Below are 17,119 nucleotides of genomic sequence, written 5' to 3' on the forward strand. Positions count from 1 at the left end.
CTCGACCAAGCTCGCCCGCCGGCCGGTGAGCAGCCGAAGGCACAAGCCATGGAGCCCTGGCTCTTCCCGGTGTTCTTCCTCTCGGGCTCCGCAGCGCTGGTGTATCAGGTCGTCTGGCAGCGCGCGCTCTACGCGATCTATGGCATCGACATCCTGTCGGTCACGATCGTCGTCACCGCGTTCATGCTTGGTCTCGGCCTCGGGAGCCTCGCGGGTGGGGCGCTTTCGCGCCGGTACCCGCGAGCTGCGGTGACGCTGTTTGCGCTCTCCGAGCTCGGGATAGGCCTCTACGGCGCCCTCAGCCTTCACCTCTTCGCCCTCGTCGCAGAGGTCACGCACGGCATGGGTCATGTCGCGACGGGTGGGGCGGCCTTCCTGCTCGTGGCGCTCCCGGTCATGCTGATGGGAGCCACACTTCCCCTCCTGGTCGCGCACGCCACGTCGCGATCGCGCAACGTCGGTCGCTCGCTAGGTACCCTGTACTTCACCAACACGCTGGGCGCTGCGTTCGGTGCCTTTCTGGCGGCGCGCTACCTGCTGGGCGGGCTGGGCCTCCGGGCCACAGCGGAGGTCGCCGCGGCGCTCAACGTATTTCTCGGTGTGCTCGTGATGGTTCTGCGCCGGGGGCGTCGCGGCGAGCCATGAGGCTCCTCGTTGCCGTCCTCGTCGCCACGCTCGGCGGTTATCTCGCGCTCTCGCACGAGGTCCTCTGGGTCCGGGTCTACGGCTTCACGACCGAAGGCGCTCCGGACGCCTTCGGCTTTCTGCTCGCGGCCTACCTCGCCGGTCTGGCCGGCGGATCGCTCCTCGCCGGTCGCTACTGCCGGAGCGCGGCGGCGCAGCGCTCCGGACAGCTCTACCGGGTAGGCGGGGTGATCTTCGCCGGGGCGCTCGCGGCCTTCCTCGTGGCCCCCGCCGTCGCCCACCTCGTCGGCCGCGGTGTGGAGCCGGCTTCGACGCTGCCTGTCTTCGCGCTCGCCAGCGCCTGCCTCGGCGCGGGGTTCCCGCTCCTGTGCCACTTCGGGATCTCCGCGGACGAGCTGGCCGGCGCGCGGCTTTCCTACGTCTATGTCGGCAACATCGTGGGCTCGACGCTGGGCAGCCTGGTCACCGGCCTCGTGCTGCTGGATGTCTTGACTCTGCGCGAGCTGAACGTGGCCCTCGCGATCGCGGGCGCCGCGATCGGCGTGATGCTCATGCTCTCCGCGTCGACGACGGCGCGCTCGCGCGCGTTCAGCGGCGCCATCCTGGCCGTCGCCATCGCGTCCTTCGTGGGGTCGGCGCCAACGCTCTACGGCGACCTCTACGAGAAGCTCCTTTACGGGGAGGAACACCGCGAACACGGTCGCTTCGCCCACGTCATCGAGCGTCGCGAAGGTATCGTCACGGTCTCCCGGTCGGGCGCGGTGTACGGCGGCGGATCCTACGAGGGCATTACCAACGTCAGCCCGCTGCCCGAAAAGGACGAGAACCGGGTGCTGCGGGCCTATCTGGTGTCCGCGTTCCATCCCCGGCCGCGCGACATCCTCATGATCGGCCTCGGGTCCGGCTCCTGGCTTCAGGTGCTGGCGAACGACCCCGACGTCGAGCACCTCACCGTGGTCGAGATCAACCCCGGGTTCGTCGAGGCGGCGCGGCGCGCGCCTGTCGTCGCGAGCGCGCTGGACAACCCCAAGGTGGAGCTCCTCATCGACGATGGCCGGCGCTACCTGGGGCGGACCTCGCGGCGCTTCGACGTCATCGTCGAGAACACGATCGTGTACTGGCGCTCGTATGCCTCGATGTTGCTCTCCCGAGAGATGATGGATCTGTGCCGCCGGCACCTGAAGCTGGGGGGTGCGCTCTACTACAACACCACGATGTCCACCGCGGCTCAGAAGACCGGGGCGACCGTATTCCCCCACGCCCTCCGCTACCAGAACATGCTGATCGTGAGCGACGGTCCGATTGCCATCGACCGCGCACGCTTCGAGAGGAAGCTCGACGCCTGGCGTATCGACGGCCGTCCCGTGCTGCCCGCCGGCATCGGCGCCGCGCAGCTCGATCTGCTGAAAGAACAGGACTGGCGCGGCGGGCCCACCTGGGAAGACCGGGAGTCGATCCTGCTGCGGACGCAGGACGACCCGATCATCACCGACGACAACATGGCGACCGAATGGTGGGCGTTCGGCACGTACCCCTAGTACTACAGCCGCGGTTAGGGAGCCCGGCCGCGCGCCCGCGCCCGGGCTCCCTAACCGCGGCTGTAGTACTAGGTTGCGACATCCTCGAAGAACAGGGCGCGCCAGACGCAGCCAGCCGGGCTCATGTCACGAGCCCCTCCTGAAAGGTGATGCTGCCGAGCACGAAGGTCTGCTCGGTGTACCGCCTGTCACTCGTTCCAGTTCTTCCACTCGTTCCAATTCTTGGACTGAGTCTGCCACACGCCCTTGTTGTTGTAGTCGCCACCGTCTTTGAGGAACGCGTCCTTGCGGGAGTTCTCCCCGCCGAGGTGCCAACGCATCCAAGCAACGTTCGCTCCGGCGCCGTCCCAAGGCCCCGAGCCGTGACCACCGCCCTTCATCTTGCCGAGCCAGACTGGCCCCTTGTTGCCGGGGTTGTTGAAGTCACCCTCGGCGTTGGGCGCCTCTTGACCCGTTTCACCGTAGATGATGCCGACAGGGATCTTGAGATTGACGAGGGCGTTGTGCTCGAAGGAGCCGCTGTTGTCGAGCAACGCGGTGGAGACGCGCTTATCGGTTTGAGCAGCCGCTTCCGACGACAGCCCGCCCATCGAGTGCCCGAACACACCAACGCGGTCGAGGATCAAGCGGCCGTACATGGGGCTGTTCTTATCGGCGTCCTGAGCCTCCAGCCAATCGATCGCCGCCGACATGAGCACGGCGTCGCCCGTCGACTCTCGAATACCGACGAGGACGAAGCCGTGCGAGGCCATGCGCGTCAGCAGCTGTAGGTAGTCGCGAGGAGGGGTACCTCCGCCCGGACCCCAAATGGCCACCGGGTGCTTCTTGTTGGGCTCGGTGGTGAGCGTCGTCGGCCTGACGAGAATGTGGCCACCGCCGCTGAACGAGAGGTCCTGAACCGTCGTCTCGAGCGGTCCGTTAGCGTTCACGTTGTCACCCGCCAGCACCACTTCGGGCCGATTGACCTGGCCGCCGCCGCCGCCGCCGTCGCCGCCCGAGCCTCCGTTCCCGCCAGACGTCTCCCCGCCGCCGCCGGCAGGCGCTCCTCCGCTCGTGGCCGAGCCGGAGGCGTCAGATCCTCCGGCCGTGCTCTGCGAGCTACTCGAGCCCGAAGGCAGAGGCCCTCCGGTGGTGCTCGCCTGCGCGCCGCCCGAGCCGCTCACGCTCCCTCCAGCGCCCGCAGGGGCTCCGCCGCTCCCCCCAACGTCGCCGTCGTCATTCGAGCCGCCGCAAGCGCCGACGATCATGCCCAGCGCGGCCAAGGTGAAAGCCAAACTCGATCTATTTTTCATAACAACACCGTATTCCCTCGAGCGATCGAAGAAATGGACTCCATTCGCGTCTCTCCGCGGTTCGAGTCGCTGGTAGCCTGGTGTGCCCCCGAGGCGTCGCCCTCGACTCGACCCACGCTATAAATCTTTATCACAGCCCGGATGCGGCAGCGCCCGGCCCGGCGCCGGCCGGGCGAGGTTGCGAGATGCAATCACGACGCGGGGCGAGCGCAGGGCTGCCTGAGCCGACGGCAGAATACCCAGCTTGAAGTCGAAATGGTCCAGGTTGAACAGCCGATGGGACCGGTTCCCCGCGAACCGCAGGCAAAGGTCGTGCACGCCATCGGCCGGTGTCATGGAACAATTCGATGTTTATCTGACCTTGCGATCCTCCCGCGGTGCTGACGGGGCACGTGTACACGGGTCTTCAGGCGCCCACGGACCCAGGCGGCACGCCGTCGATCGTCGAAGCAAAAGGATGCCCCTCGAGGAGGGAAAGTGAACGTTCACATTCCCGATGTCAATTCCAATCGACCGGCCGCGGCTGTGCTCGATGCCGAGGGAGGACGAGGCGGGCGGGCCTCCCTCGAGGCGCCGCGCCGGGTCAGGGCTCGTTCGGAGCGCCGCGTTCGGAGGGCGTGCGGCGCAGCTGGCGCGCGGGGACATCTCGACGGTAGCTCACGGTGGTGATTTCGCTCACAGCAAGTCAGCTGACATGTTAATTTTATTGGATTATTACATGGGCGAGATTCACAGGGCAGATCATGTCCACTCGACCGACCCGGAGGCGGGAGAGGCTAAAATTTCTTGACATCCGCAAAGGCGCTTGGAGTTCCTGCCCGCCGGAGGTCTCGAGGTCGACCGCGCCCGGCCAACGAGGCGACGCGACGAGGCGGAGGCTCTGCTGCCCGCTGCGCGCGGAGCCACGAAGGAGACGCGCGCTGCTCGTGCGGGCCTCGATGATCAGCGAAGGGTCGAGGTGCGCTGCCCGCCGATGATCAACATCCCAGGTTCACCATGTGACGCGGTAGGTGCAGGAGTCGGCGCCGCGTTTCCGCGACGGGCGGGACTCGTCGAGCACGACGTCGACGCGCGGCCTGACCCCGCGCGACGCCGCTCGCCGCGCCGTGCCGAGCAGGACCCCACGATCGAGCTCCGAGGGATAAGGCGTATCGCAGACCATGATGATCTGGTGCTTCTCCGGATGACAGCGATAGTGGCCGATCCCCTCCTGCATGACGCCGGTCGCCGGATCGAACATCACCTCTCCGTCAAGCCTGTGATTCATGTGGTATGCCACGTCGATCATCAGGAGGGCGTCCACCAGGGTCGGCGGCATGACCGGCCACACGGCGTGATCCACGAGCGCCTTCCCGATGGCGAGCAGCGTATGGTCCCCGGTCGCCCGGGCCACGCCCTTCAGCAGGTCGAGGAGCATCTGAAGAGGGTACCACTCGCCCGCGACCAGCTCAGACACGCCCAGCGTCGAGAGCACCTTCTTCCCGATGTCTCCGTGCGCCCCGAGAGCTGCGGCGACCGACGCGAAGGCGCTCCCGGAGCCCTCGAGCCCGGGATGTGGAGAAAGGTATTGAGCCATATCCGATGGTGGTTGAGGCGCTCTTTCCGCCGACGACCGACGATATCGAACATCGCGCGACACCGCAAGACGCCCTGCTCCCGAGAGCCGGAGCCCTGGCTGCCTCGACGGCGAGCCACGCGATGTTCGTGAGCCTCAGGCTTGGACGCGTCAGGCCGTCAGTTTCCCATGTTCCCATGTCGCTCGCCCGCTTGCCCGCACGCGCGTTCGCGCTCCTGTCGTCGGCGTGGACGTGGAGGTCGATGTAGGAGGACGATCTCATGCGACCAGGGGCCGGGACATCTCGCCGGCCTGCTTCGCCTGGACGATGGCCTGAGCGAACCACAGGTACTCGTCGAGGAACCTGTCGGCCGCCTTCGCGACCTGCTCGCTCCTGAGCTGGAGCGACTCGTCGAAGACGCTCTGGACCTCCGGGACGAGCAGCTTGAGGGGCAGGGGGAATGCTCCGAGGCTCAGGATCACGTGCTGGAGCTGCGTCGAGGCGTTGATGCCCCCGAGCTTCCCCGCGGAGACCGCGACCACGCCGATCGGCTTCTTGTTGAACTCCTCCCAGAAATAATCGAGGGCGTTCTTCAGCACGCCCGAGAAGCTCCCGTGGTATTCCGGCGTCACGAACACGAGCGCGTCCGCCCCGCGGAGGCGCGCGCTCAGCCCCTGAACCGTCGCCTGGAGCTGCGGGGGACGACCCGACCGGTCCTCCAGGATCGGCAACGGCGTCTCCGCCAGATCGATCCGATCGGCCTCGGCGCCCCGCTCCCGGAGCTTCCGCTCCAGGTGATGGGCGATCTTGTGCGACTGTCTCCCGCTCCTCACGCTGCCGGTCAAGATGGCTACCTTCATTGTGGCGCTCCCCAGGAGGACGTTCTCCCGATGCGACGAGGGTAAGCCCGGGATGTCCGCCTGCTGGAGGCGGCGCCAATCCATTGGACAATGGTCAATGCGTCGTCAGGGGCGCGCCCCCGCGGGCGCTCGCGCCCCGGGCCGCGCCGGCTCGATGCAGCGTGTGCATGAGGTCCATGGCGCATATGAATTGGTGCGCGCCTCGCGAGGAAGTAGATCCCCCTCGCTGAGAACGGGAAGAGCGTGCCACTCGGGGGTCCTCGCCTGTCGGGCGTCAGATCCTTGCTCGACGCCGGCCAGGCATCGACACGTCGTCATCGGGCCCGCGCGGTGATCCTCGCTCTGCCTCGAACACTTGGGAGCTTGTCATGAGAGCGAACCACTTCATCATTGCTGCTGGCTTGTTGTCCGTGGGGGCCGCCGCGGGGTGCGCGGCGCCCGCGCCCGCCGGGGAGGAGGCCGCCGGCGAGGCCCGCTCCGAGGTCATCTATGGCCAGGATGACCGCGAGGATCCCTTCACGTACGCGGATCCCGCCTGGGCCGCGCGGGCGCTCGACTTCACCGTGGCGCTCGTCCCCGCGTCGGCCGTCGACGACTCGGACCCGAACGACATCCAGATCGCCGGGCCCACCTGGGCGGGGCGCGACGGCGTGTGCCTCGACGAGCGCTTCGCGTCCCAGCCGGCGCTCGCCGACTGCAGCGGGACGCTGATCGACGACGACCTGGTGCTCACGGCCGCGCACTGCATCAACAACTGCAATAATAGCCGCTTCGTCTTCGATTATGCGATGACGCCGTCCGGCCAGCTCGGCCAGATCACGAGCGATGACGTCTACAGCTGCGTGAATTTCGTCAGCTATTACCAGGACCGGCGGGGCGCGGACTACACGGTCGTGCGGCTCGATCGGCCGGTCGTGGGGCGGACGCCCGCCGCGGTGCGCGTGTCGAGCGATCCCCTGGCGATCGGCACGCCGCTCGTCGTGCACGGCTTCCCCCGCGGGTTGCCGCTCAAGCTGGCCGACGGGGCGGCGATCCGGAGCAACGCGCCGAGCCTCGACTTCTTCGTCGGCAACCTGGACACGTTCGTGGGCAACTCCGGGTCCGGGGTGTTCGATCTGAATACGAAGGAGCTCGTGGGCATCCTGGTGCGCGGCGAGCGCGACTTCGTGCAGGACGGCGACTGCGTGCGTCCGTTCACCTGCGCCGACGACGCTTGCCGCGGCGAGGACGTGACCTATGCCTTCCGGGCCATCCAGGCCATGTGCGAGCGCACGGCCTCGGACCTGTGCTCCTGCGGCGACGGCGCCTGCGGCCCGCTCGAGAGCCCGGCGTCGTGCGCGAGCGACTGCTCCTGCGGCGACGGCATCTGCAGCAGCGGCGAGAGCACCACGTCGTGCCCGGCGGACTGCCAGCTGGAGGTGCTGTACGACTCCCACGCGCCGCAGCCGAGCTGGGTGACGCCCGGGATCCAGGTGCGCAACACGGGGAGCGAGAGCGTGTACCTCGCGGGCTCGACCGTGCGGTACTACTTCAGCCAGGAGCCGCCCGGCTCGCTCGAGGCGACGTGCTGGGGTTGCTCGAGCGAGCTCGAGATGAGCTTCCACGAGGTGCCCGGGGGCGGCTGCGCGGGCGCGACGCATTACCTCGACGTGCGCTTGCCGTTCCTCTCGGTCGATCCCTCGTCCACCACCGACCGGTTCAACATCGCGTTCCACGCGTCGAGCTGGCAGGCGTTCAACCAGTCGAACGATTACTCCCACGCCGGGGGCAGCTGGAACTGGGCGCCGAACCCGAAGATCACGATGTACCGGCTCGGCTCCAGGGTCTTCGGCGACGAGCCCTGCCCGGGCCTCTTCATCCCGCCCGCCAACTGACCGCCTCGGCCAAGGGTCGCGGCGTTCGAGCTCTGCGAGCGCGAGCTCCTGGCCGAGGGACTCCGGCGCCAGCGGCGGACGCGCGGGTGACCGGGCGGCGAGGATGGGCAGCCGGCCGAGGTGCGGAGGAGGGAAGAGGAACACGTCCTCGCCGGTGGCCGCGGCGCTTGACGACGGGGGGCCGGTCTCGATGTTGCGCGCATGGGGCGACCATCCACCGGGCGACGTCCGCAGTTCCCTTCCACCGTGCCGCGACCGGTCCGGGCGCGCGCCGGGCGCACACCGACGGAGCGGACGCCGTTGGCGGTGCGGACCTTCGGCGTCGGCGTCGACGAGGCGACGAGGGCGCACGTGCGCCAGACCCTCGGGGCGAAGCTCGGGCGGTTCGCGCCCGACATCGAGCGGCTCACGGTGCGCTTCACGGACGTGAACGGGCCGCGCGGCGGCGTCGACGTCGCGTGTGACGTGAAGGTCGTCCTGAGCGGGCACCCGAGCGTCGTCTACCAGATGCGAGGTCACGAGCCGCGCGAGACGATCGACAGAGCCGTCCCGGGGATCGTGCGGGCCGTGCAGAGCGCCCTCGAGCGCGCGCCGCGCGCCGCATCACGCGCGGCGGCGCGCAGCCCGAAGCCCACGGCGCGAGCGGCGAAGCGCAGCGCGGCGGCTCCGGCGCGGCCCGGTCATCCATCGCCCGAGGGCAGCTTCATCGGGCGGCGCGTGGGGCGCGGCAAGGAGAACCTCGAGCGCGCGCTGGAGCGGCCCGAGAAGTCGCGGCGTGACGTTCCCGTCGACACGGCCGCTCCGGGGCGGAGCGCGACCGACCGGAAGGCGGGCGGCGGCTCGACGGCGCGGCGCAACACGATGCGGAGGACACGGAAGGCCACGGCGACGCTTGAAGACTCGGCGAAGGACCGCCCGTCGCGCAAGTCGACGCGCAAGAGCGCCAATCGCGCAAAGCAGGGCTCGAAGCTCCAGCGGCGCGCGGTCCGGCAGGCGGCCAGTCCGAGCACCAGGGCCGCGAAGGCCGCCGCCCGCTGATCAGGCGGTGTGCTTTGGGTCGTCCTCGGCCGTGACGCCTCCGGCGAGCGCCAGGCACAATGTTCCCGCCGGCGTACTGGCACGGACGATGCTCGAAGCCGACGCGGTCCCGGCCACCTCGCCCTCGCGCGGCGGGTGACCGACGGGACACGCGTGCTCCACGAAGTAGAGAGGTCTCCCATGGTTGCTCCGCTCGGAGAGTCCCCGAGGTCGCTTCGCTTTGCGCAGGTCGACTTTCACACCGTGCGGGAGAACCGCGGTTGGTTCCTCGCGCTCGGCGTGGTTTCGATGGTGCTCGGGGTGCTCGCGTTCGTCATGCCCTTCGTCGCCTCCCGGGTCACCGCCATCGCCCTCGGCTGGTTGATCGTGCTCGCCGGCGTGGCCGAGGGCTGTCACGCCATCCAGAGCCGCGGCTGGGCCGGCTCCGGCTGGGAGCTCGTGAGCGCCCTTGTGCAGGTGGCGTTCGGGCTCCTCCTTGTGGTCGCCCCGATGACCGGCAAGGTCGCGCTGATGGTGATCGCCGCGGCGTACTTCGTCTCCGAGGGCGCGCTCAAGCTCATCCGCGCCTATCAGCACCGCGGGCTGCGGGGCTCGGGATGGCTCGTGTTCGACGGCATCCTGGCGTTTGGGCTCGGGATGCTGATCCTCACGGGCGGCGTCACAACGGCCGTGAGGGTGCTCGGCTTGCTCGTCGGAATCAGCCTCCTGACCGGCGGTATGTCGATGGTCCTGATCGCGCTGGGCGGCGCTCGCGTGCTCCACACGCGACCGTGAAGAGGCGATCTCCGCGCCGTGCAGAAGGGCACACCATGTCGCAAGCAAGAAAGCTCATCCAGGATCTCGCGGCAGGACGCTACGACGCCCGCCTGCGAGGAACACGGAAGGTGTGCGCCGTGCAGCTCAGCGACGACGAGCGCGTCGTCGTGGAGATCGCCGACGGGTCCTTCGGAATCGCGCCCGAAGGCGCGAGCGAGGACTGCCAGCTCTCGTGCTCGCTCGACGATTTCATGCGGATCTTTCGCGGTGAACAGAACCTGATCACGGCGATCATGCAGGGCCGCGTCGGCGTGCGAGGAGACCTGGGCGTCGCCCAGATGTTTCAGAGCGTCTTCTCCCCGGGAGATCAACAGGCTCCGGAAGCGACGCGCTGAGCCACCGTACTCGGAGGGGGCCCATGGAACGGCAAGTGAGCATTCTGGACGGCGGCACGTTCGTCGTCAGCGATCTGCGCGGCAACATCGAGCACTCCGTCAGCCGGCCGCTCGGCCTCTTTCACCTCGATACACGCTTTCTCTCCGAGTGGATCCTGACGATCGACGGCGTCGTCCCGGCCGCGCTGTCCACCGACGACGTGCAGTACTTCCAGGCCCAGTTCTTCCTCGTCCCGAGGCCCGCCGCGATGTACGTCGAATCGACGCTCTCGATCGTCCGGAGCCGGTTCGCCGGCGACGGCTTCCACGAGGACCTCCTGCTCATGAACCACGGCAAGCTCCCCGTCGAGCTCGAGGTCCGCATCCAGGCCGGCGCCGATTTCGCCGACCTGTTCGAGGTCAAGGACATGCTCCCGAAGAAAGGGGAGCGCTATCACCGCATCGAGGACAATCGGCTCGTCCTCGGCTATCGACGCGAGCGCTTCGTGCGCGAGACGTGGATCTCCGCCTCGCAGCCCGCCCAGATCGATCCGAGCGGCTTGACGTTCCGGGCGAGCATCGCGCCGCACGGCCGCTGGAGCACGTGCCTCGACGTCGTGGCGGCGATCGACGGCCTCGAGGAGCGGCACACCCGGGTGAAGTACGCCCACGGCGAGAGCCACGCGCGCCCGAACATCGGCATCAGCCTCGAGAGCTGGATCGACCACGCGCCGCGGCTCCTCACCGCGAACGAGACGCTCGCGCGGACGTACGAGCGGAGCCTCGTCGACCTGGCCGCGCTGCGCTTCTTCTCCAAGCTGATGCCGGACGCCGCCATTCCGGCCGCCGGTCTACCGTGGTTCATGGCCGCCTTCGGGCGCGACAGCATCATCACGAGCCTGCAAGCCTTGCCGTTCGTCCCCGAGCTCTCGCGCTCCACGCTCCGCTATCTCGCGCGCCGCCAGGGCAGCCGCCGGGACGACTTCCGCGACGAGGAGCCGGGAAAGATCCTCCACGAGGTGCGCTGGGGCGAGCTGACCGCCTTCGAGGAGCGGCCGCACTCTCCCTACTTCGGCTCTGCCGACGCGACGCCGCTCTTCCTGATCCTGCTGGACGAGTACGAGCGCTGGACCGGTGACGCGGAGCTCGTCCTGTCGATGGAGCACACAGCGCGCGCCGCGCTTCGATGGATCGATGAGTGGGGCGACCGGGACGGGGACGGGTATGTCGAGTACGACACGCGCAACCCCGAGACCGGCCTGGAGAACCAGTGCTGGAAAGACTCGTGGGACTCCATCGTCTTTCATGACGGATCGCTCGCGCGGCGGCCCCTCGCGTGCTGCGAGATTCAGGGCTACGTCTACGACGCGAAGGTGCGCGGCGCCCGGCTCGCGCGCGAGTTCTGGCGGGACCCCGAGCTGGCGGCGCGCCTGGAGCGAGACGCGGCCGAGCTGAAACGTCGGTTCAATCAGGACTTCTGGCTCGACGATCGCGGGTTCTTCGCGCTCGCGCTGGATGGCCAGAAGCGCCGGGTCGACTCGTTGACCTCGAACATCGGCCATCTGCTCTGGAGCGGTATCGTCGAGACCTCCAAGGCGGAACGCGTGGTGGAGCACCTCCTCGGACCGCATCTGTTCAGCGGCTGGGGGGTGCGCACCATGGCCGACGACGAGGGCGGGTACAACCCCATCGGGTATCACGTGGGCACGGTCTGGCCGCACGAGAACTCGCTGATCGCGCTCGGGCTCCGGCGTTACGGCTTCAGCGTGGAGGCCGGGCGCGTCGCGACGGGCAACCTGGCCGCGGCGCCCTTCTTCCACTACCGCTTGCCGGAGGCGTTCGCCGGGTATCCACGAGAGCTCACCAGCTTCCCTGTCGAGTATCCGACCGCGTGCAGCCCGCAGGCCTGGGCCACGGCGGCTCCCTTGCTCTTTCTGCGCGTCGTGCTCGGGCTGGAGCCGATGGGCAATCGCCTGTTCGTCGACCCGGCGGTCCCTGCCGAGCTCGGGGAGATCCGACTGCTCGACATCCCCGGGCGCTGGGGCAGGTGCGACGCCTTCGGTCGAGCGCGCCCGGAGTCGGGGCTCCGGGCGGCGTGAATCGCCATGGCGACGGCGGGGGCGATCGGGCGATGACTCATTGCACGCTTTCGAGGAACACCTCGCGCCGTTCGCTGTTCTGCTCGCCCCGCACCAGCATCGAGATCGCGTGCTTCTGGTCGACGTAGATCTTGCCGTACAGCCGCTCTTTGCCAGTGCACCCGGTTTCGAATCGAATGAACGTGTGCGTTGCGTCGTCAACGCGGCCCCCCAACTTCATCTGTCGCTGGCAGGCAGCGCCGACGTGGGCGATCACGAGCTTGATGAAGGCCCTGTCGTCGAGCTTCCCGGCTGGCATCGGCAACTCGATCACCTCGTACGACGCACCCTCAGCGGTTGCTCGCCACGTGCGAGACTTCGCCGCGCTATCGAGCGCCGCTCCCTTGGGCAGGGGAAACGCCAATCCCCACGTCGTGTCGGAGACGCGCTCCCAGCCGGCCGGGAGCTCCTGCGCCTTCGGGGCGCTCTCCTGCACCGGAGCTTCGCCGCGGTGGCAGCGCATCATGCCGGCGAACGCGTCGACGCACCTCGGCGCGACGACGCTGTGGCAGAAGCCTTCCGGGGCATTCAGCTGGCAGGTGAAAGCTGCCGCGGTCACCGCCTCGCAACCCGCCGACTTGACCTCGTAGCTCGCACACTGCGCGAGGCATGCCTCTCCGCGCCCTTCCGCGCAGGAGGTATTTACACGTTCGCAAAGCTTCGCGCACGCATCGCGAACGCGGGTGTCGGGCGGCGGCTTCGCAGCCGCAGCCGCAGCCGCAGACGCGGACGCGGACGCGGACGCGGACGCGGACGCGGAGGCGGTGGGTGCCGGCGGTGGGACCTCGGTCGCGGCAGCGCTCGGGGGCGGCGGTGCGGGTGCCGGAGGCGTCGCGGAACAAGAGGCGAGGATGGCGGCGAGGGCGAGGTTTCCCCAGTGTAGGCTCATGGGTTCCACCGTACACCCTTGCGAGTTGCCTTGCAGCAGCGGAAACGTGGCCTCTCGTGATGCGCCGAACGCTCGGGCCTCGCTCGTCGCCCTCATGAGGCGCGCCCCACGCCAGTCTTGCATCGCGGGCACATCGGCGATCCGCTCGCATGTCCCGCTCAGAGCATCCGACGAAGACCAGGACGTTGCGATCAAGCGGCCATGAGGTTCACGGGCGACATCGGCTCCTGTCCGGACAGGACGCGAACGACCTCGCTCGCCGCGAATCGTCGGACGAACTCGATCGACTCTTCCGAATAGTAGGCCGCGTGAGGCGAGATGACGACGTTCTCGAGCGAGAAGAGCGGGCTCGTCGGCCTCCAGTCCCGGCGCTTCGCCGGCTCCTCGGCGAGGTCGTCGAGCCCGGCCCCCGCGATCCATCCCTCCTCGAGCGCCCGGTACAGAGCATCGTCGTCGATGATCGGGCCACGGGCGGTGTTGACGAGTATCGATGTCGGCTTCATGCGCCGGAGCTCGCGTTCCCCGAAGAGACCATGGGTCCCCTGGGTCAGCGGCGCCTGGATGACGAGGTAGTCGGAGCGCTCCAGGAGCTCGTCGAAGGACACGGGGGCAGCGCCGGCGGCGCGGATCTCGTCCGCGTCGAGAAAGGGGTCGTGCGCCGTGACGCGCACACCGAAGCTCGCCATCCTCGCGGCGACGTTTCGGGCGATCGCGCCGAACGACAGGAGCCCCAGGGTCGCGCCCCGCATCCGGTGGATCGGCCGGCCATCCTGCCAGGACCAGGATCCGCCGCGCGTGGCGCGATCGTATGCGGGCAGCTTGCGGGCGAGCGTGAGCAAGAGCGCCACGGCGTGGTCGGCGACCTCGTCGGCGCACCAGTCGTTCGGCGCGTTGGTGACGCGGATGCCACGGCCGGTCGCCGCCGCGACGTCGACGGTGTCGACCCCGGTGCCGTACCGAGCGATCACCTGGCAGCGCCGGAGCCCCGAGATGGCTCGCCCCTTGACCTCGGCGTACTGCGTGAGCACGCCGACGGCGTCGCGCGCGACGGCCACGACGTCCTCTTCGGTCTTGCACTGCGCGGCGACCAGCTCGAAGCCGGCCGGCTCCACGAGAGAGCGCTCGATGTCGACGTCGCCGAAATCGTAGTCCAGCACGACGACCTTCCCCGTCCGTTCCATGCTCATGGTCCTTACCTCCGTTCCCGTGCCGTTCAGTGTGAGTGGCGAGGCAGCCCGCGAAGCTGAACGAGGTGCTGGTACCGAACGGCCGGCTCGAAGCACGCGCCCGTGGACAGGGGACCGACCGCGTTCCGGTAGATCTCCTGCCATGGCGTCTGGTTCTCGAGCTCCGGCAGCTTCAGGGACCTGCGGCGCTGCTCGATCTCGTCGTCGGAGAGCAACACGTCCACGCGACGCCGGCGCAGATCGACCTGGATGCGATCCCCCGTCCGGATCAGCGCGAGGCCGCCGCCCACCGCGGACTCGGGCGACGCGTTCAGGATCGAGGGGCTGTCCGAGGTGCCGCTCTGGCGGCCATCGCCGAGCGTCGGCAGGGATATCCCCTCTCGAACCAGCGCGTCGGGCGGATCCATGTTCACGACCTCCGCGGAGCCCGGATAGGCGATGGGCCCCGCGTTGCGCATGACGAGGATGCAGCGCTCGTCGATCCCGAGCGACGGATCGTTGATGCGAGCGTGGTAGTCCTCCGGCCCCTCGAAGACGATGGCCCGCGCCACGGGTTCTTCGCTCTCCTTCCCGGTTCCCGGTTCCTGGACGAGGGGGCGCCACGGCCTACCCAGCAGCGCGAAGCCCTTCATCGCGCGTCGCCATTGCGGCCTCTGCGATGTGGATCACGGTCTTCGCTCCACCACCCCCTGCGCGCAGCAAGGCCGGCGCCTCGTCGAGCGGGATCCGCCGCGCGATCACCCGGCGCGCGGCGTCGGGAAACAGGATCAGGAACTGCTCGAGCATCCGGACGGCTGCCTCGTAGGACTTGCGGCCGGCGTTCACGGTCCCGAACATCAGCTGGTTCTGGAGGACGAGATCGCGCATCAGACCGGATGTGTCGAAGTCGATCGCGGGCCCCGGCGCAGGGATGCCGGTGAGGATGAACGCGCCGTTCGCCGCCAGCGCGGGGAGGGTCTTGAACGCGAACGCCGGCACGCCGACCGCTTCGATGATCACGTCGAACCGCCCGTGGCGCCTCACCAGCCCCGCGACGTCGGTGGACTCGCTCGATACGTAGTCGGCGCCGATGCTGCGCACGAAGAGCGCCTGAGCGCCGTCCGTCGGCTCCCTCGAATACACGACCGCCCGATAACCGTTCGCGACCAGCCCCATCGCCGTGAGCACGCCGATCGGTCCGGCGCCGAGGACCAGGCCCCGCGGTGCGTCGTTCTCCCAGGGCAGGCGCGTCAGGGCGGCGTCGAGCTGGGCGAACGCTTTGGCCACGACGCTCAGCGGCTCGACGAGGACGCCGAGCTCGCCGACCCCCGGAGGGACGGGGACGAGGTAGCGCTCCTCCTCGACGAAGAGCTCGGTCATGAAGCCGCCCGCCCCGGAGATACCGCGCTCGATGAACTCGCCCGTCGCGCAGAAGTCCTGGTGCCCGACGCGGCAGGCCGGGCACTCGATTCTGGCACAGGGCCGACGCACGGTCGGCACCACGAGATCTCCGGGACGAAGGCGAACCATGCCCTCACCCGTCTGCATGACCTCGGCGAGCGCCTCGTGTCCCAGCACGAGCCGGTCCGTCCCTGCCGGGGCGGACCCGTACGTGAACGAGGCAATCTCTCGGTCGGTCCCGCACAGCCCGACCGCGAGGGTGCGGAGCAGCGCGTGCCCGTTCGCCAGCCGCCGAGCCTCCGGTCGGTCTTCCTCCTCGACGAGACACACCACCCTCTCGGCCATCAAGGCAGCGACCGACTTCACGCGTCCCCTCTTCCTGCGAGCACCTGCTCGCTCGTCGTCGTGCGTGCCAGGCAGGGCACGCCGGCGCCGGGTCCCATGGGTCGTTCGTCCGGATGCGGCAAGCCCGTGGCGAGCACTCGCCGGTGACCCACCGCTCTGGAGAGGGCGGCCGCGTCCCGGCGGGCGCGGGGGCGGTGAGCTATCCCGTGGGATCGCGTTTGACCGGATTGGACCTGACTCGACTGGCCGCTTGCTGCCGGCTCTCCACGAGATGCATCAGTGGACGGGCAGCAACGGGGCCACGCCCCGGTTCTTCACGAGCACGACCAGGAACTTCGCGGGCTTCTTGGTGCTCGCGTTCCGGCCGACGGTGTGGATGTCGTTGGGCCCCTCGTAGAAGGTCTGGCCAGGGGTGAGCGTCACCTCCTTGCCGCCTTTCACGCCCATCACGATCGAGCCCTCGAGGACATAGATGAAGCCGTGGGCGTCGTGACGGTGCACCGGATCGGCGCCGCCGGGGGGGTAGTCGACGAGGAGCATCATCACCTCCTTGCCGGGGATGTTCGCGAGCTCCTTCGTCAGGAGCGTCGTGACGACCGGCTCGGGCGCGGCGACAGCGGGGCGGGCGAGCAGGCTCACCGCGACGATCGCCAAGGTGGCGGCGCTCTTCACGAACCGCGAAGTGCGAGAGGCGCAACGGAGATTCTGGAGCATGGGATCCTCGTGGTCGGTCAGGGAGACGCGTCGAGCGCGAGCGCCTTCTGCGCGGCCCGGTCGGCGCGCATGCGTTCGCTGAAGCGGAGAAGCTTGAGGGCAGCGAGGAACCGACGCGGCGTGAAGATCGGCTTGAAGGCCCTGTGCCTACCGGCGTTGAGGAACGCTGCCCAGCGCATCACCTCGTCGCGAGCACGCGGCGTGCCGTCGCCGAGGAGCCGCGTGTCGGGGAACGATCGGCGCGTGAGCACGCGCCGCGCATGTGAAAGAGCTTCACCTGCGCCGCCAGGCACCGGAGAACGATGCCGTCGATTCATGACGGGCTCGTCGCGCGCCCGAGCCATGGATGCGCCGCGGGTGCCCGGTGCTCCGGCGCTTCGGGCTCATGGCACATTTACATCAATGGTGGCGCAACCTTCGGCGCGCGTGACGGTGTGGGCTCGATCCGCGCGGCTTCGCCGGGCGCCGCCCCTCACCCCAGGGCATCGCCTGAGCATATACTGGGTGGCGGAGGTTCGGTCATGCCGGTGCGA

16 protein-coding genes and 1 pseudogene are annotated in these 17,119 nt (G+C 68.9%); 7 read left to right on the forward strand and 10 right to left on the reverse strand.

Features of this window, described 5'->3' with window-relative positions; translation table 11 throughout:
• The first annotated feature begins 48 nt into the window (after positions 1-48).
• Positions 49-645, forward strand: coding sequence for a hypothetical protein (locus WMF11_RS08490; protein WP_437977098.1), 597 nt, complete (start codon positions 49-51; stop codon positions 643-645).
• Positions 642-2,183 carry a spermidine synthase gene (locus tag WMF11_RS08495; RefSeq protein ID WP_437977099.1) on the forward strand — a complete coding sequence of 514 codons (1,542 nt, stop codon included), beginning with the start codon at positions 642-644 and terminating at the stop codon, positions 2,181-2,183. The genes WMF11_RS08490 and WMF11_RS08495 overlap by 4 nt, the downstream gene beginning before the upstream one ends.
• A gap of 188 nt (positions 2,184-2,371) precedes the next feature.
• On the opposite strand, the gene WMF11_RS08500 is transcribed toward WMF11_RS08495, so the two are convergent.
• From WMF11_RS08500 to WMF11_RS08515, 4 genes are all read right to left on the reverse strand, one after another.
• Entirely contained in the window at positions 2,372-3,475 is a 1,104-nt protein-coding gene (locus tag WMF11_RS08500) for a poly(ethylene terephthalate) hydrolase family protein (RefSeq protein ID WP_437977100.1), read from the reverse strand.
• 117 nt (positions 3,476-3,592) lie between these two features.
• Complete coding sequence (locus tag WMF11_RS08505) at positions 3,593-3,811, reverse strand: hypothetical protein (protein ID WP_437907956.1); 219 nt, start codon at positions 3,809-3,811, stop codon at positions 3,593-3,595.
• Positions 3,812-4,466: 655 nt separating this feature from the next.
• Positions 4,467-5,051, reverse strand: a complete 585-nt coding sequence (locus WMF11_RS08510; RefSeq protein ID WP_437977101.1) for a hypothetical protein — start codon at positions 5,049-5,051, stop codon at positions 4,467-4,469.
• Positions 5,052-5,309: 258 nt separating this feature from the next.
• The gene (locus WMF11_RS08515) at positions 5,310-5,891 is read right to left on the reverse strand and encodes an NADPH-dependent FMN reductase (protein WP_437977102.1); all 582 of its coding nucleotides are present in this window, start codon (positions 5,889-5,891) and stop codon (positions 5,310-5,312) included.
• A gap of 368 nt (positions 5,892-6,259) precedes the next feature.
• Between WMF11_RS08515 and WMF11_RS08520 the strand changes: the two genes are divergently transcribed.
• The 5 genes from WMF11_RS08520 (at position 6,260) to WMF11_RS08540 (ending at position 12,032) form a co-directional block, all read left to right on the forward strand.
• Positions 6,260-7,765 (forward strand): trypsin-like peptidase domain-containing protein, encoded by a 1,506-nt coding sequence (locus WMF11_RS08520; RefSeq protein WP_437977103.1) that lies wholly within the window; start codon positions 6,260-6,262, stop codon positions 7,763-7,765.
• 300 nt (positions 7,766-8,065) lie between these two features.
• Positions 8,066-8,803 (forward strand): hypothetical protein, encoded by a 738-nt coding sequence (locus tag WMF11_RS08525; protein ID WP_437550844.1) that lies wholly within the window; start codon positions 8,066-8,068, stop codon positions 8,801-8,803.
• A 180-nt stretch (positions 8,804-8,983) separates the two neighbouring features.
• The gene (locus WMF11_RS08530; protein ID WP_437977104.1) at positions 8,984-9,577 is read left to right on the forward strand and encodes an HdeD family acid-resistance protein; all 594 of its coding nucleotides are present in this window, start codon (positions 8,984-8,986) and stop codon (positions 9,575-9,577) included.
• 35 nt (positions 9,578-9,612) lie between these two features.
• The gene (locus WMF11_RS08535; protein ID WP_437550848.1) at positions 9,613-9,954 is read left to right on the forward strand and encodes an SCP2 sterol-binding domain-containing protein; all 342 of its coding nucleotides are present in this window, start codon (positions 9,613-9,615) and stop codon (positions 9,952-9,954) included.
• A gap of 23 nt (positions 9,955-9,977) precedes the next feature.
• Positions 9,978-12,032, forward strand: a complete 2,055-nt coding sequence (locus WMF11_RS08540) for an amylo-alpha-1,6-glucosidase (RefSeq protein WP_437977105.1) — start codon at positions 9,978-9,980, stop codon at positions 12,030-12,032.
• A 37-nt stretch (positions 12,033-12,069) separates the two neighbouring features.
• Here the strand turns inward: WMF11_RS08540 and WMF11_RS08545 are convergent, their stop codons facing one another.
• The 6 genes and pseudogenes from WMF11_RS08545 to WMF11_RS08570 all read right to left on the reverse strand — a co-directional run bounded on the left by WMF11_RS08545 (position 12,070) and on the right by WMF11_RS08570 (position 16,837).
• A complete protein-coding gene (locus tag WMF11_RS08545; RefSeq protein WP_437977106.1) occupies positions 12,070-12,960 on the reverse strand; it encodes a hypothetical protein in 891 nt (296 codons plus the stop codon).
• A 191-nt stretch (positions 12,961-13,151) separates the two neighbouring features.
• The gene (locus WMF11_RS08550; RefSeq protein WP_437977107.1) at positions 13,152-14,147 is read right to left on the reverse strand and encodes a C-terminal binding protein; all 996 of its coding nucleotides are present in this window, start codon (positions 14,145-14,147) and stop codon (positions 13,152-13,154) included.
• 26 nt (positions 14,148-14,173) lie between these two features.
• Positions 14,174-14,737, reverse strand: a pseudogene (locus tag WMF11_RS08555) (dihydroxy-acid dehydratase); the annotation flags it as partial.
• Between the two features lie 16 nt (positions 14,738-14,753).
• Positions 14,754-15,893, reverse strand: coding sequence for a glucose 1-dehydrogenase (locus WMF11_RS08560; RefSeq protein WP_437977108.1), 1,140 nt, complete (start codon positions 15,891-15,893; stop codon positions 14,754-14,756).
• Between the two features lie 255 nt (positions 15,894-16,148).
• A complete protein-coding gene (locus WMF11_RS08565; RefSeq protein WP_437550859.1) occupies positions 16,149-16,586 on the reverse strand; it encodes a cupin domain-containing protein in 438 nt (145 codons plus the stop codon).
• A 17-nt stretch (positions 16,587-16,603) separates the two neighbouring features.
• Complete coding sequence (locus WMF11_RS08570) at positions 16,604-16,837, reverse strand: hypothetical protein (protein ID WP_437977109.1); 234 nt, start codon at positions 16,835-16,837, stop codon at positions 16,604-16,606.
• Positions 16,838-17,119: the final 282 nt, after the last annotated feature.

This window comes from Sorangium sp. So ce295, from assembly GCF_051527405.1.
In the GTDB taxonomy this organism is placed as follows: Bacteria; Myxococcota_A; Polyangia; order Polyangiales; family Polyangiaceae; genus Sorangium; species Sorangium cellulosum_B.